The following is a 13460-nucleotide window of genomic DNA, read 5'->3' as shown; positions in this document are numbered from 1 at the left end:
TCAAGTCTAGGAGCGGCCGCCGACATTGGATCCGGAAGGCCCCTCAGCGCATCCGATCAGCGTCGGGCGGGGAGCTGGAAGGCGTCTTCGGCGCGGGATCGGGCCCCCACGAGACCCGCAGAACAGCGGCGCTCACCCCGGTGAGAACGGCGGCGCCGAGCGGCGCCAGCCAGGCGAATCCGGGTCCGTGCAACGGCGGCACGGCGAGCAGCATGAGCGTCGCGGCCGATTGCGCGATCGCCTGGATCAGAAGCAGACGGCGCACGCCGGGCAGCAGCACGGCGGGACGGATGCGGGAGCGCCACGGCACGGCCCACGCCCAGGCGGCGAGGACGTGCGCGGCATGGATCAGCAGGACCGCCAGGGCCGTGCGGCCGGCCGACGGCTCGGTCAGGATCATGCCCACAGCCATGCACGCGATGCCGATCCAGGACCCCATCGATCGTGGGACGATCACCGAGAGCAGCGATGCGCCTCCCGCCACCCACCACCACAGCGGATACGGGTTCAGCAGCAGAACGCCGCCGGTGATGATCGCCGCTGTGCCGATGCGCAGCACCGGTGCCGGTAGCGAACCCGGCGCGATCAGCTCATGCGGACCCCTCATCTCCGCGCTCCGCGTCCGCGATCGCGTCGCGCGGTGCGGGCCGCGATCCGGAGGGCCGCCATCGGATCGCCCGCATCCCAGGAGATCACCTCGACTCCGGCGCCGCGGAGATCCTCGAGCACGCCGGCACGTTCGAGCAGCAGGGTGCGCATCGCGAGGTTCTGCGCCGGGGTCAGCCGCTGCGTCCGCGGCGCCGGCAGTACGTCGATCGCCACGACAGCCTGTCCTCCCGCGCTCCAGCGCAGCGCGAGATCCGCCGCGACCCCGTCGAAGAACGTCGAGAGCACGAACACGATGGACCCCGGCGGCACCGGCGGTGTGCGCCGGTACCGAGTGCCGTCGCCGTCCACGCCGGTGCCGGCGATCACGCCGCGCAGCCGTTCCAGATGCCGGGCGCCGGATCCGCTGCGCAGCGAACGGCCGCCCGGTGAGAGCGCATGGAATGCGACGCGGTCACCGGCCCCGATCGCCGCTGTCGCGACTGACAGCGCGGCTTCCCGCCCGAAGTCCATCGATGTGGGGCCGCTGTGCGCGGTCGCGCCGCTGCCCCAGGTCGCCACCACCGCACCCAGGTCGTCCGCGGTGTCCAGCGCGATGACCACGGCACTGTCGCTCAACGCGTTCGTGCGCCGCACCAGCAGTTCGCCGGGACGCCGGGCCATTCGCGCCGTCGCACGCCAGTCCACGCGGCGCAGCTCATCGCCCGGCGCGTACGGATGAATATCGCGGAAGTCGCCACCGGTGCCTCCGCGCTGCCCGTCGTGGGCGCCGTGCAGACCGATCAGACGCGATGAGAGCGGGAGCTCGGCGACCCGCCGCGTCCGCGGCGCTGCCGCCCACATGGCAGAGAGACGCGCCGTCGGCGCGCTCGCCCAGGCGCCGTCGTGCTGCAGCGCCCGGGCTGAGACGGCGAGCGCCTCGGACGGACCGGAATGCAGCGTCCGGGTGCGGGTGCGCGCCGCCTCCCCCTGGCACGTCTCGACCTCGCCCGTGCGCTCGCCGCCCTGATCGACGGCGAGTTGGATCCACTCCGCGTCCGTCACGACCTCGATCCGGCCCTGCACGGATTCCCGGTCCGCCGCCGCGTCCACGCTCAACTCGATCTCCATCGACGTCGATCGAGGCGGTCGCGCCAGCGCCCACACCCCGGCGAGCGCGAGCGGGAGCCCTGCGGCGATCACGTCGGGACGGCCGAACACCAGGCCCGCGCCCGCGAGGAGAACCGCCCCGGCGAACGCCGCAGCCAGGATGGGCGTGCGCTGCCAGTCCAACCACGCGCGCAGCGTCGAGTGGCTCTCAGTCATGTGCGGATCGCACCCGCTTCCGCCACCGTCGGCGGCACGGGGGTCGCGTTGACGACCGCGGCGACGACGCCCGCCGGATCCACGCCCTGCGCCCACGCCTGAGGTGTGAGGGTCAGCCGGTGCGCGAGCACCGGGACCGCGATGCGCTTGACGTCGTCGGGGCGCACGTAGCCCCGTCCTTCGATGGCCGCGACGGCCCGTGCGAGCAGGATCAGCGCCTGCGATCCACGCGGCGAGGCCCCGACCGCGACGTTCTGCGCAGTACGGGTGGCACGGGCAAGGTGCACGGCATAGCGGATCAGGTCGTCCTCGACGTGGATCCGTTCGACTGCCGCCTGGAGCGCGAGCAGCTCCACGGCGTCGATCACGGCGTCCACCTCCGTGTGCTCCCGCTGCCGACGGATGCGCTGTTCGACGATGCCCGCCTCGTTCTCGGGCTCCGGGTACCCCACCGCGAGCCGCACCATGAACCGGTCCAGCTGCGCTTCGGGCAACGCGTACGTGCCCTCGTATTCGATCGGGTTCGATGTCGCGATCACATGGAACGGGTCGGGCAGGGGGTACCGCCGTCCCTCGACCGTCACCTGACGCTCCGCCATCGCCTCGAGCATCGCGGACTGGGTCTTCGGCGTGGTGCGGTTGATCTCGTCCGCGAGCAGCAGGCCGGTGAAGATCGGACCGGGGCGGAATCGGAACTCCCCCGAGTCCGGGGCGTACACGAAGGATCCGGTGACGTCGCCCGGGAGCATGTCCGGCGTGCATTGCAGCCGTCGGAACTCCAACCCGAGCGCCGCCGCGAGGCTGCGGGCGGCGAGCGTCTTGCCCAGACCTGGGACGTCCTCGAACAGCACATGACCACCGGCGAGGATCGTGGCCAGAGCCAGCGTCAGCGGCTCGTCCATGCCGACGACCGCGGTGCGCACGCCCGCGAGTACTCGCGCCGCCGCATCGGTGATGGCGGCGGCATCGCCGTCTCTGGTCGGATCGATGCTCATGCTCACTCCGTGGTCGTCGTGGCGGACAGGGGTCGGGTCGAGGGGACGGTCGGTTGCTCCAGTGCGCGCAGGAGCCGTTCGAGATCGGGACGGCGCATCTCGGCGGCCACGAGCACGGCGTGCGAGCCCGGTCCGAGGATCGTGTCGACCGCGTCGGCGTCCGCGTCCTGCGCGGTCAGCCCGTGCTCGCGCAGACGCCGGTCGGCAAGCGCGGTGACGCGACGGCGCAGCGAGATCCCCACGACGCCGGTGCGGGCGTCCACGGCCCAGGCGAGGCGAGAGACATCGGACCCGCGCTGGAACTGTTCGGGTGGTGGCGGAGGCCACGGACCGGACTCATCGAGGAAGCTCTGCTGCGCGATCAGGAGCGCGGCGGCGAAGGCGAGGATCCATGCGATCCCGAACGGGAGCGGGACGCCGAGGAAGCTGAGCAGCAACGCGACGGGAACGCCGATGACGATCCACAGCACGACCAGCACGATCCACCGCTTCACCGCCAGGCCTCCTCGATGGTCGCGAGGCACCGACGCGCGGTGGCGCGCCCGGTCTCATCGGCCCGCGCGCCGCCGAAGCGCACGGATTCGTAGAGTCCGAGCAGGGTCTCCAGCTCGCCGTCCAGTCCCGGCCGCCGGCGCAGGATCCGCAGCGTGAACTCCCCCGGCGTCTCGGACGGCACTCGGGCCCGCCCGGCGCGAGCCGATGCCTCCTCGAGGCGCACCCAGGCAGCGACGATCGCATCACCGGGGTCACGGTGCCCGTCGATCTCCTCCTGCGCGTCCGCCGCCGCCGTGCGGATCGCCCCCGCATCCACCGGCTCTTCTCCGCCCCCCGAGATCTCACCGACCTCGACCGCGCTGCCGGTCTCGCGGCTCAGTGGGCGCCCGGCCCAGAGGGCACGAGCCATGCGCCAGAACAGCCAGGCGAGCAGCAGCAGGAAGCCGAGAGCGACCACGAGTTCGATCACGACGAGGACGACGCCCAGGATCGGGCTGTCGGGAAGCTCCGCTCCCCCGGCGCCGGGCGTCTGAGTGCCGGGCCCGGGGGTCGGCGCCGGGATCCGATGCTCGAAGGCGATGTCGCCGAACTGCGGAACTCCCTGCAGGGACGAGATGGCCATGAGCAGCGCGGCCAGAAACACCACACCGGCGAACATTCCCGAAAGCGGAAGGGTGCGAAGGCGCCGGTCGTCGCGGACCATTCCCTCACCCTACGTGCTGACACCCGCCACCGCGATCACCGAGAACCGTCCGTCGCGGGCCCGGCCGCGCAGAGACAGCGTCAGAGATCGACAGCGCCGGCGAACCGGTTCAGCGCGTCGCGCACGGCTTCCACTTCGGGCACCGTCATGCCGAGCCGCGCCATCACCTGCCGGGGAACGTCCAACGCTTGCGTTCGCAGTGCCGCGCCGCGCGACGTGAGAGCGATGTCGAGTCGGCGTTCGTCGGCGGCACTGCGCTGACGCTCTATCAGCCCGTCGGACTCGAGCCGCTTCACGAGGGGCGAGGCCGTCGCCGGATCCATGGCGAGGGCCGTCGCCAGTTCCCCCAGCGACCGCGGAGACTGCTCCCACAGCGCCAGCATCGCCAGGTACTGGGGATGCGTGAGACCGAGGGGCTCGAGGATCGGCCGGTAGACACCGACCACGTTGCGCGCGGCCGTCACGAGGGCGAAGCACAACTGGTTGTCCAAGCGGAGCAGGTCGTCGGGGGTGGGATCGATCACCCCGACATGTTACCAACCGCCCTAATCATTAGTACACTAATAATCATGACGAACAATCCCGTGGAACGACCGCCGCTCCGGCAGCGCATCCGTGAGGCGGGCGGCCTCTATGCATGGATCAACACCAACCTGATCCGCTTCGCCGGCCCGGCCTCGGTCGGCCCCTACGAGGCGACACCGCCGCCGTCAGCCGCGGAACGCGCGCAGCGCGGCTGCCCGCTGTGCGGCGCCCCGATGACGGCGCACGAGATCGACCGCAGCGGCCCGAAGCCGCTCGTGCACTGTCCCTGAGCCCGCCCGGCGAGGTCACCTCGGAATCGCGTCGCGATCCCGCGCCCCCGCGTCCCGAGCGAGCGCATCATGCCGCGCCGGCATCCTCCCACAAGCGCATCACCCCGCACCGGCGCCGCCCGAAACCGCCTCACGCGGCACCGGCGTCCTCCCGCGCGAGATCTATCCATTCCATGAGCGCCCTGTCGTCGGCGATCGCCTCGGGCGCCACGTCGAGCCAGTTCTCGCTCATGGTGCGGGCGCCCATGACCGCGCGAGCGACTCCTTGCCCGGTCAGCAGCACCGCGCCGCGCTCCGCGCCGACGCGCACCAGCAGCACCCCACCCTTGCGCGCGCCCACCAGGATCCGCCCTTCGCTGAGGAAGGCGCGACTGCCGAACATCGCGCGCTCCTCGACGTCATCCGCACCGCCGAGCAGCGCGCGGATCCGGTCGGCCAATTCAGCCACCGACGCGTCCACCATGTGGCCTCCTCCGCCATGGGCGCTCTGCACGATCGAGTCAGGCGTGTCCGGCCCGCTCCATGGCACGCAGCTCCTTCTTCAGGTCCTGCACCTCGTCGCGCAGGCGCGCGGCGAGCTCGAACTTCAGCTCCCCGGCCGCGGCCAGCATCTGCGCGGACAGATCCGCGATCGTCTCCTCGAGCTGCTCCGCACCCTCGGCCGCGATGCCCACGCGCCTCAGGTTCGGAGTCGGCGACTTGCCTCGCCCGGACTTGGTGCGCTTGGCGAGCATCTCGGCGGTGTCCGCCCCTTCGCGCGCGAGCACATCGGTGATGTCCGCGATGCGCTTGCGCAGCGGCTGAGGATCGATGCCGTTCGCCGTGTTGTACGCGATCTGCTTCTCACGTCGGCGCTCGGTCTCCTCGATCGCTTTGCTCATCGAGTCGGTCATGTTGTCGGCGTACATGTGCACCTGACCGGACACGTTGCGCGCCGCTCGGCCGATGGTCTGGATGAGTGACGTGCCGCTGCGGAGGAACCCCTCCTTGTCCGCATCGAGGATCGCGACCAGCGACACCTCCGGCAGGTCGAGGCCCTCGCGAAGCAGGTTGATGCCGACGAGCACATCGTAGACACCCGCCCGCAGCTCGGTGAGCAGCTCGACGCGGCGCAGAGTGTCGACGTCCGAGTGCAAGTAGCGGACCCTGACCCCGTGCTCCCCGAGGAAGTCGGTGAGTTCCTCCGCCATCTTCTTCGTGAGCGTGGTGACGAGCACGCGCTCATCACGTTCGACCCGCAGCCGGATCTCCTCGAGCAGGTCGTCGATCTGCCCCTTCGAGGGCTTCACGACGATCTCCGGATCCACGAGCCCGGTCGGCCGGATGATCTGCTCGACGACGCCGTCGGCGATGCCCATCTCGTACTTGCCGGGGGTCGCAGAGAGGTAGACGGTCTGCCCGATCCGGTTCTTGAACTCATCCCACCGCAGCGGGCGGTTGTCCAGCGCGCTGGGCAACCGGAAGCCGTGGTCGACGAGGGTGCGCTTGCGGGATGCATCGCCCTCGTACATGGCTCCGATCTGGGGCACCGTCGCATGCGACTCATCGATGACGAGCAGGAAGTCGTCGGGGAAGAAGTCCAGCAGCGTGTGCGGGGGCTCGCCCGCCTCGCGGCCATCCATGTGCCGCGAGTAGTTCTCGATGCCGGAGCAGAAGCCGAGCTGCTGCAGCATCTCCAGGTCGAACGATGTCCGCATGCGCAGCCGCTGCGCCTCGAGCAGCTTGCCCTGGCGTTCGAGCTCGGCGAGCCGCTCTGTGAGCTCCTCCTCGATCTGGCCGATCGCCCGCTGGACGACGTCGGTGCCGGCCACATAGTGCGAGGCGGGGAAGATCGGCACGGAATCCAGCTTGGCGATCACCTCTCCGGTGAGCGGATGCAGCGAGTACAGCGCCTCGATCTCGTCACCGAACAGCTCGATGCGGATCGCATGCTCCTCGTAGACGGGGATGATCTCGATCGTGTCGCCGCGCACGCGGAAGTTGCCGCGGGAGAAGTCGACATCGTTGCGGTTGTACTGCATGGCGATGAACTGCCGGATCAGCGCATCGCGGTCGTAGCGCTCCCCCACCTGCAGCGCGACCATCGCCCGCAGGTACTCCTCCGGCGCGCCGAGCCCGTAGATGCACGACACCGTGGAGACGACCACCACGTCGCGGCGGCTGAGCAGCGAGTTCGTCGTGGAGTGACGCAGCCGCTCCACCTCGGCGTTGACCGACGAGTCCTTCTCGATGAAGGTGTCCGTCTGCGGGACGTAGGCCTCGGGCTGGTAGTAGTCGTAGTACGAGACGAAGTACTCGACGGCATTGTTCGGCATCAGGTCGCGGAACTCGTTCGCCAGCTGTGCGGCCAGCGTCTTGTTGTGCGCGAGCACCAGCGTGGGGCGCTGCACCTGCTCGATGAGCCACGCCGTGGTCGCGGACTTGCCGGTTCCGGTCGCGCCGAGCAACACCACGTCGGTCTCACCCGCGTTGATGCGCGCCGCGAGCTCGGAGATGGCCTGCGGCTGATCACCGGCGGGCACGTACTCCGAGACGACTTCGAACGGCCGGACCGAACGCGTGGGTTGCATCCCTTAACACTACGAGGAGCCTCCGACATTGGCGTCGGGGGCTCCTCGATGGATCCCAAGGGATCAGGCGTCGTGGACCTTGGGCCCCACGACCGGACCGTTGTCGAGGGCCGAGATCAGACCATCGATCTTTCGCGTCCCGTCCGTGCTCACCCCCGAGATGTTCAGAGTCAGCGAATTCAGCGGAGGCACGGCGGATCCGGCGTTGTACGCCAGGTCAAACCCGGTGATACCGGCGTAGCAGGTCACCGTCTGCGTCGCTGTGAGCGTCACCGACGTCGCCGTGCGACTGGCGACGGTCCAGACGTTCCCGGCCGACGTGACAGTGGCCCCGGCGAGGGAGAATGCCGGGTCGCTGTTGTCGAAGGTGATCGTGGCGATCAGGTTGAACGGGGTCGAGAAGGTGTCGTTGGGGAAGCACGCCTCGACGCGCGACGAGGACGCAGACAGCACGCTGTCCTTCACGTTCGGCGAGGACTCGACGAGCGATCCGACACTCGTCGGGTTGGTGTTCGTGCTCGCGGCAGCCAACGGCGCGGCCGCCGCGACGGCGATGACGGGCACCGACCACGCGGCGCCCTTGATCACGGTACGGCGCGAGAGGCCGCTCTTGACGTCGGTCATGATTCTGCACTCCAGATATCGGTTGAGCGAGAGGCTCAGAAACCGAGATCGCGCACGTCACAGGGTCGACGCGCACGACGGAGACGCCGCACGTCCAGCACCCAGATACTCCCCAGAGCTTTCCCCATTGTCCCCACAGCGCTTCCCCGCACTGCCCCGCGAGCGAACATATACGATCCAATCGAATATTGCAAACCATACGAACAAACCGCGCGATCGATCAGCGCTCCCCGCTGTCGCCCCCTTGTCATTCCGGCTCAGGGGGCAGCAGGCGGCAAACCCCGGTCGCTCACCTACAGTGGTGCCGTGCTCGAATTCGTGATCGGATCCAGCCTGGCTGCGGCGGCCGGCCTGAACGCCTGGATACCGCTGTTCCTGCTCGGCCTGGCGGCGAAGCTCCTGCCCGCCGTCGCCCTCCCCGCCGGCTGGTCCTGGTTGGGCAGTGACGTCGCCCTCTGGATCATCGGCGTCCTTCTGGTGCTGGAGATCGTGGCGGACAAGATCCCCGCTCTGGATTCTCTGAACGACGTCGTGCACAGCATCATCCGACCCGCCGCCGGCGGCATCGCCTTCGGCGCCGGCGCGAGCGCGCGGACTGTCGCCGTGGATGATCCCGGCGCGTTCTTCTCCGAGCACACCTGGATCCCCATCGTCGTCGGGATCGTCATCGCGCTCGCCGTGCACGCCGCCAAGGCCACTGGGCGGGTCGCGGCGAACGCAGCCACGGCGGGCGTTGCCGCCCCGGTGCTCAGCACGACGGAGGACATCGCCGCCTTCGTTCTGAGCGCGGCCGCGATCCTCGTCCCCGTCGTCGCGGCGATCCTGCTGGTCGTCCTGATCGTCGCAATCATCGTCGTCATGCGGCGACGGTCCCTGCGACGTCGCGCACGCACTCACGCGGAGTAGCCGTCAGCCTCCGCGCGTCCAGACGTACGGCGTGGTGGTCGTGACCTTGCGCATCCCGGAGCGCTCCAGGATCGGCCGGGAGAACTCGGTGGAGTCGGAATGCAGATATCGCAGCCCGCGATGCAGGGCTGCCTGCGCCCGCTTCGCCGTCAGCGCGCGGTACACGCCCCGCCCGCGCCACTCCGCAACGGTGGCGCCGCCCCAGATCCCGGCGAACGCGGTGCCGGCGACGGGTTCGAGGCGGCCTCCGCTGATCACGCGCCCTTCGGCCTCCGCGATCCACAGCACGACGTCGTCGCCGGCCGCGACACGCGCGATCGTGCGCTGCGCCCTCTCGGCGCCATCGCCGTGCCCGAAGACGGCCGCCTGCATCCGCTCCATCTCCACGATGTCCGTCTCGTCCCGGATCTCGCGCAGCACCACGCCCTCGGGCACCGGCACCGCGCCGGCGAGGGCAGCCGCTTCGCCGAGCATCACCGACTCCGCCTCCTGCGGTACGAAACCCGCATCGCGCAACGCCTCCTCGAGGCCGGGAGCGACGTCGTGTCCGCGCGTCTTCCACTCCGCGGAGCACACCTCCGGCAGCACCTCGAAGTGAGCACGCACTTCCCGCACGAGCGCTCGGATCCGCCGCTCGCCCAGGCCTGCGAGATCGACGTAGCTCGCGAATCCGGCACCGCCGGGAAAGAGACCGACCGAGACAGGGCCGATGCTCCGCACATCCGCGGCACCTGCCAACTCCGCCTCTCCGCGCAGCTGCAGATCATATGCCGCCAGCAGATCCGTCACGCCCGCGCCTCGGTCCGCAGCCGCTGCCACAGCTCGTCCGTCTGGCGGAGGGTGTCCGCGAGCGAGCTCGCCGTATCGACGAGCACGTCCGCGATCTCGCGACGGCGCTCGTCCGGCACCTGCGAGGCGATCCGCTTGCGCGCCTCGTCTCGGTCGAGACCTCGTTCCGTCACCAGCCGGTCCTCGCGCACAGAGGCCGGGGCGTCGGCGACGACGATCAGATCCCAGGGATCGTCCACCCGCGCCTCCACCAGCAGCGGGACGTCGTAGACCACGACAGCGGCGGGATCCGCCGCCAGGGCCGCCGCGAACCGGCGCTGCGACTCGGCCTTCACGGCGGGATGCACGATGGCGTTCAGACGGCCGAGCGCCTCGGCGTCGCCGAAGACCCGTGCTCCGAGCCTCGCGCGATCCAACGCGCCGTCGGGCTGGATCATCTCGGCGCCGAATTCGGCCGCGATGCGCGCGAGCACTGGTGAGCCCGGTGCCTGCACGTCGCGGACGATCCGATCGGCGTCGATGACGACGGCGCCGTGCTCGGCGAGCCGTGCCGCGATCGTGGATTTGCCCGACGCGATACCGCCGGTGAGCGCGATGAGGGGCATGCTGCCAGTCTTGCACGGGGATCCGCTGCTCGCCGTCAGGGCCGACTGCTCCCTCCCTGGGAAGACGGATCCGCCGCACGCAACGCGACCACGGCCGCCAGGGCAGCCAGAGCGCACATCCCGATCACGATCCCCCCGAACCACGCCCAACCCCATGGGCCGAAAGCGATCCCGAGTGCCCACCCGAACAGGCTCGATCCCGCGTAGTACGCGAAGTAATACAGCGACGACGCCTGCGCACGGCTCTCCGCGGAGGCAGCGACCGGCGTCCAGCCGGACGCCACCGCGTGCGCGCCGAAGAATCCCGCGGTGAAGAGCAGCAGGCCGACGAGCACGATGATCGTGAGCGGCGCGAGCATGAGGGCGGCTCCCCCAGCCATCACCGCGACCGAACCCAGCAGCACGGGGAAGCGTCCGGCCGTCGACGCGAGGACGCCGGCCCACGGCGAAGACGCGGTGCCCGCCAGATACGCGAGGAACAGCAGCGTCACGAACCAGACGGGCAGCGCGAACGGCGGCGAGGCGAGGTGGAACCCGAGGTAGTTGTACACCGCCACGAAGGCGCCCATCAGCAGGAACGCCTGAGCGTAGAGTGCGAGCTGGCGGGGCGATCGCAGCAGGCCGAGGATCCGCGCCAGCACGCCGGAGCCGCGGTCGGCACGTCGCCGCAGCGGCACGAAGCCCTGCGACCGCGGCGCAAGCCAGAGGAACAACGCGGCGGCGACGGCGCAGAGTCCCGTCGCTGCCCACACGCCCGTCTGCCAGCCCGCGACCTCGGCGACCAGGCCCGACACGATCCGGCCTGCGAGCCCGCCGACCGTGGTGCCGGCGATGTAGCTGCCCGCGGCAGCGGCCGCATGGCGAGGGCCGACCTCCTCGGAGAGGTAGGCGAGGGCGACGGCGGGCACGGCGCCCAGTGCGACCCCCTCGGCGCACCGCAGGGCGAGCAGGACGCCGATGTCTCCGCTGAACGGCGCGAGCAGCCCCAGCGCGGTGGCCGTGATCACCCCGACCGCCATCGCCGGTACTCTCCCGATCCGGTCGGCGACGACCGACCAGCCGATAACCGAGGCCGCAAGACCCAGCGTGGCCGCGGAGACGCTCAGTGCGGCGGTCGCCGGGTCCACGGCGAGATCGCGGGCCAGTTGCGGCAGCACGGCCTGCGGCGCGTACAGCTGCGCGAACGTCGCGATGCCCGCAAAGAAAAGTCCGAGGATGAGCCTCCGGTACGCGGAGGATCTCGGGGCGTGACCGACGAACGTCACCGAACGCGGATCCGCCCGTGCGCATCGCGAGCACCCAGAGCGACCGCATCCATGGTCTCCATCCTCACACGTCCGCGCGGCCATGATTCACGGCGAACCACCGCTGCGGGCTCAGTCGCCCTTCCGGCATCCATCCGGGTACGCAGAACGGGCCGCCACCCCGCCCGAAGGCGAGGCGACGGCCCGTTCCGAAGGGTGATGCTGCTTACGCGTTGCCGCCCGAGAGCTTCTCGCGCAGAGCCGCGAGAGCCTCGTCGTCGGCCAGCGTGCCGGCACCGGCGGAGTCGCTCGAGAACGACTGCGCGGCCGCGCCGAAGTCGTCGCCCGCAGCAGCCTCGGCCTCGGCGGCCTTGATGACCTGAGCCTTGTGCGCCTCCCAGCGAGCCTGGGCAGCCGCGTACTCCTGCTCCCAAGCCTCGCGCTGAGCGTCGAAGCCGTCCTTCCAGGCACCGGTCTCGGCGTCGAAGCCCTCCGGGTACTTGTACTCGCCGTTCTCGTCGTACTCGGCGAGCATGCCGTACAGGGCCGGGTCGAACTCGGTGCCGTAGGGGTCGACCGACTCGTTGGCCTGCTTCAGCGACAGCGAGATGCGACGGCGCTCGAGGTCGATGTCGATGACCTTGACGAAGACCTCTTCGCCCACCGAGACGACCTGCTCAGCCAGCTCGACGTGCTTGCTGGACAGCTCGGAGATGTGCACGAGGCCCTCGATGCCGTCCGCGACGCGCACGAACGCACCGAACGGAACCAGCTTGGTGACCTTGCCCGGCGTGACCTGGCCGATGGCGTGGGTGCGGGCGAAGACCTGCCACGGGTCCTCCTGCGTCGCCTTCAGCGACAGGGAGACGCGCTCGCGGTCGAGGTCGACCTCGAGGATCTCGACGGTGACCTCCTGGCCCACCTCGACGACCTCGGAGGCGTGCTCGATGTGCTTCCAGGACAGCTCGGAGACGTGCACGAGGCCGTCCACACCGCCGAGGTCGACGAACGCACCGAAGTTCACGATCGACGACACGACGCCCTTGCGGACCTGGCCCTTGTGCAGGTTGTTGAGGAACGTGGTGCGCGACTCGGACTGCGTCTGCTCGAGCAGGGCGCGGCGCGAGAGCACGACGTTGTTGCGGTTCTTGTCCAGCTCGAGGATCTTGGCCTCGATCTCCTGGCCGAGGTACGGCGTGAGGTCGCGGACGCGGCGCAGCTCGATGAGCGAGGCCGGCAGGAAGCCACGGAGGCCGATGTCGACGATGAGTCCACCCTTGACGACCTCGATGACCGATCCGGTGACGACGCCGTCGTTCTCCTTGATCTTCTCCACATCGCCCCAGGCGCGCTCGTACTGGGCGCGCTTCTTGGACAGGATCAGACGGCCTTCCTTGTCCTCCTTCTGGAGAACGAGGGCCTCGACCTGGTCGCCGACGGAGACGACCTCGTTGGGGTCGACGTCGTGCTTGATGCTCAGCTCGCGCGAGGGGATGACGCCCTCGGTCTTGTAGCCGACGTCGAGGAGGACCTCGTCGCGGTCGATCTTGACGATCGTGCCCTCGATGATGTCGCCGTCGTTGAAGAACTTCAGGGTCTTCTCGACCGCAGCCAGGAAGTCCTCGGCAGATCCGATGTCGTTGATCGCGACCTGCTTGGTGGCCGGGGCGGCCGTTGCGGTAGTCATGTAGTGGGTTGTCCTTGTTGATGGATACTCGGGCTGCGGCGCGCGCTCATCAGAGCATGGGATCGCCCCGCGGCGAATGAATGTGTCTTGGTCGTCACGCACGCGAGAGGATGCCC

15 protein-coding genes are annotated in these 13460 nt (G+C 69.9%); 2 read left to right on the top strand and 13 right to left on the bottom strand.

Annotated elements, in window-relative coordinates; all coding sequences use genetic code 11:
• Positions 1–43: 43 nt before the first annotated feature.
• The 6 genes from ACTJI8_RS00580 to ACTJI8_RS00555 all read right to left on the bottom strand — a co-directional run bounded on the left by ACTJI8_RS00580 (position 44) and on the right by ACTJI8_RS00555 (position 4625).
• Entirely contained in the window at positions 44–607 is a 564-nt protein-coding gene (locus tag ACTJI8_RS00580) for a hypothetical protein (protein WP_440731486.1), read from the bottom strand.
• Entirely contained in the window at positions 604–1911 is a 1308-nt protein-coding gene (locus tag ACTJI8_RS00575; RefSeq protein ID WP_440731485.1) for a DUF58 domain-containing protein, read from the bottom strand. Before ACTJI8_RS00575 ends, ACTJI8_RS00580 begins: the two co-directional genes overlap by 4 nt.
• Complete coding sequence (locus ACTJI8_RS00570; RefSeq protein WP_440731484.1) at positions 1908–2906, bottom strand: AAA family ATPase; 999 nt, start codon at positions 2904–2906, stop codon at positions 1908–1910. Before ACTJI8_RS00570 ends, ACTJI8_RS00575 begins: the two co-directional genes overlap by 4 nt.
• Positions 2907–2908: 2 nt before the next feature.
• Entirely contained in the window at positions 2909–3400 is a 492-nt protein-coding gene (locus tag ACTJI8_RS00565; protein ID WP_440731483.1) for a hypothetical protein, read from the bottom strand.
• A complete protein-coding gene (locus ACTJI8_RS00560; protein WP_440731482.1) occupies positions 3397–4104 on the bottom strand; it encodes a DUF4129 domain-containing protein in 708 nt (235 codons plus the stop codon). The genes ACTJI8_RS00565 and ACTJI8_RS00560 overlap by 4 nt, the downstream gene beginning before the upstream one ends.
• 80 nt (positions 4105–4184) lie before the next feature.
• Positions 4185–4625 (bottom strand): MarR family winged helix-turn-helix transcriptional regulator, encoded by a 441-nt coding sequence (locus ACTJI8_RS00555; RefSeq protein WP_440732414.1) that lies wholly within the window; start codon positions 4623–4625, stop codon positions 4185–4187.
• 48 nt (positions 4626–4673) lie between these two features.
• Here ACTJI8_RS00555 and ACTJI8_RS00550 point away from each other — a divergent pair, with 48 nt between their 5' ends.
• Positions 4674–4919 carry a hypothetical protein gene (locus ACTJI8_RS00550; protein ID WP_440731481.1) on the top strand — a complete coding sequence of 82 codons (246 nt, stop codon included), beginning with the start codon at positions 4674–4676 and terminating at the stop codon, positions 4917–4919.
• Positions 4920–5049: 130 nt separating this feature from the next.
• Here ACTJI8_RS00550 and ACTJI8_RS00545 read toward each other — a convergent pair whose 3' ends face one another.
• From ACTJI8_RS00545 to ACTJI8_RS00535, 3 genes are all read right to left on the bottom strand, one after another.
• Entirely contained in the window at positions 5050–5382 is a 333-nt protein-coding gene (locus tag ACTJI8_RS00545; protein ID WP_440731480.1) for a TfoX/Sxy family protein, read from the bottom strand.
• A 37-nt stretch (positions 5383–5419) separates the two neighbouring features.
• Positions 5420–7489 carry an excinuclease ABC subunit UvrB gene (gene uvrB, locus ACTJI8_RS00540; RefSeq protein ID WP_440731479.1) on the bottom strand — a complete coding sequence of 690 codons (2070 nt, stop codon included), beginning with the start codon at positions 7487–7489 and terminating at the stop codon, positions 5420–5422.
• Positions 7490–7552: 63 nt separating this feature from the next.
• The gene (locus tag ACTJI8_RS00535) at positions 7553–8113 is read right to left on the bottom strand and encodes a hypothetical protein (RefSeq protein WP_440731478.1); all 561 of its coding nucleotides are present in this window, start codon (positions 8111–8113) and stop codon (positions 7553–7555) included.
• 306 nt (positions 8114–8419) lie between these two features.
• Between ACTJI8_RS00535 and ACTJI8_RS00530 the strand changes: the two genes are divergently transcribed.
• Complete coding sequence (locus ACTJI8_RS00530) at positions 8420–9019, top strand: DUF4126 domain-containing protein (protein ID WP_440731477.1); 600 nt, start codon at positions 8420–8422, stop codon at positions 9017–9019.
• 3 nt (positions 9020–9022) lie between these two features.
• On the opposite strand, the gene ACTJI8_RS00525 is transcribed toward ACTJI8_RS00530, so the two are convergent.
• The 4 genes from ACTJI8_RS00525 to rpsA form a co-directional block, all read right to left on the bottom strand.
• Entirely contained in the window at positions 9023–9808 is a 786-nt protein-coding gene (locus tag ACTJI8_RS00525; RefSeq protein ID WP_440731476.1) for a GNAT family N-acetyltransferase, read from the bottom strand.
• Positions 9805–10413: a dephospho-CoA kinase gene (gene coaE / locus ACTJI8_RS00520; protein ID WP_440731475.1), complete on the bottom strand. Its 609-nt coding sequence runs from the start codon at positions 10411–10413 to the stop codon at positions 9805–9807. Before coaE ends, ACTJI8_RS00525 begins: the two co-directional genes overlap by 4 nt.
• A gap of 35 nt (positions 10414–10448) precedes the next feature.
• Positions 10449–11678 (bottom strand): MFS transporter, encoded by a 1230-nt coding sequence (locus ACTJI8_RS00515; protein WP_440731474.1) that lies wholly within the window; start codon positions 11676–11678, stop codon positions 10449–10451.
• A 205-nt stretch (positions 11679–11883) separates the two neighbouring features.
• Positions 11884–13344, bottom strand: a complete 1461-nt coding sequence (gene rpsA, locus ACTJI8_RS00510) for a 30S ribosomal protein S1 (RefSeq protein ID WP_440731473.1) — start codon at positions 13342–13344, stop codon at positions 11884–11886.
• Positions 13345–13460: the final 116 nt, after the last annotated feature.

Origin of the sequence: Microbacterium sp. 22303 (assembly GCF_052045265.1) — a bacterium.
Classification (GTDB): Bacteria; Actinomycetota; Actinomycetes; order Actinomycetales; family Microbacteriaceae; genus Microbacterium.
The sequence above is the reverse complement of the archived record's forward strand: the minus strand, read 5'-3'. Positions and strand labels throughout refer to the sequence as shown.

Coding starts and splice junctions, on each gene's coding strand:
- ACTJI8_RS00580 (WP_440731486.1), bottom strand. CDS start 607: ATGAGGGGTCCGCATGAGCTGATCGCGCCGGGTTCGCTACCGGCACCG.
- ACTJI8_RS00575 (WP_440731485.1), bottom strand. CDS start 1,911: ATGACTGAGAGCCACTCGACGCTGCGCGCGTGGTTGGACTGGCAGCGC.
- ACTJI8_RS00570 (WP_440731484.1), bottom strand. CDS start 2,906: ATGAGCATCGATCCGACCAGAGACGGCGATGCCGCCGCCATCACCGAT.
- ACTJI8_RS00560 (WP_440731482.1), bottom strand. CDS start 4,104: ATGGTCCGCGACGACCGGCGCCTTCGCACCCTTCCGCTTTCGGGAATG.
- ACTJI8_RS00550 (WP_440731481.1), top strand. CDS start 4,674: ATGACGAACAATCCCGTGGAACGACCGCCGCTCCGGCAGCGCATCCGT.
- ACTJI8_RS00545 (WP_440731480.1), bottom strand. CDS start 5,382: ATGGTGGACGCGTCGGTGGCTGAATTGGCCGACCGGATCCGCGCGCTG.
- uvrB (WP_440731479.1), bottom strand. CDS start 7,489: ATGCAACCCACGCGTTCGGTCCGGCCGTTCGAAGTCGTCTCGGAGTAC.
- ACTJI8_RS00535 (WP_440731478.1), bottom strand. CDS start 8,113: ATGACCGACGTCAAGAGCGGCCTCTCGCGCCGTACCGTGATCAAGGGC.
- coaE (WP_440731475.1), bottom strand. CDS start 10,413: ATGCCCCTCATCGCGCTCACCGGCGGTATCGCGTCGGGCAAATCCACG.
- rpsA (WP_440731473.1), bottom strand. CDS start 13,344: ATGACTACCGCAACGGCCGCCCCGGCCACCAAGCAGGTCGCGATCAAC.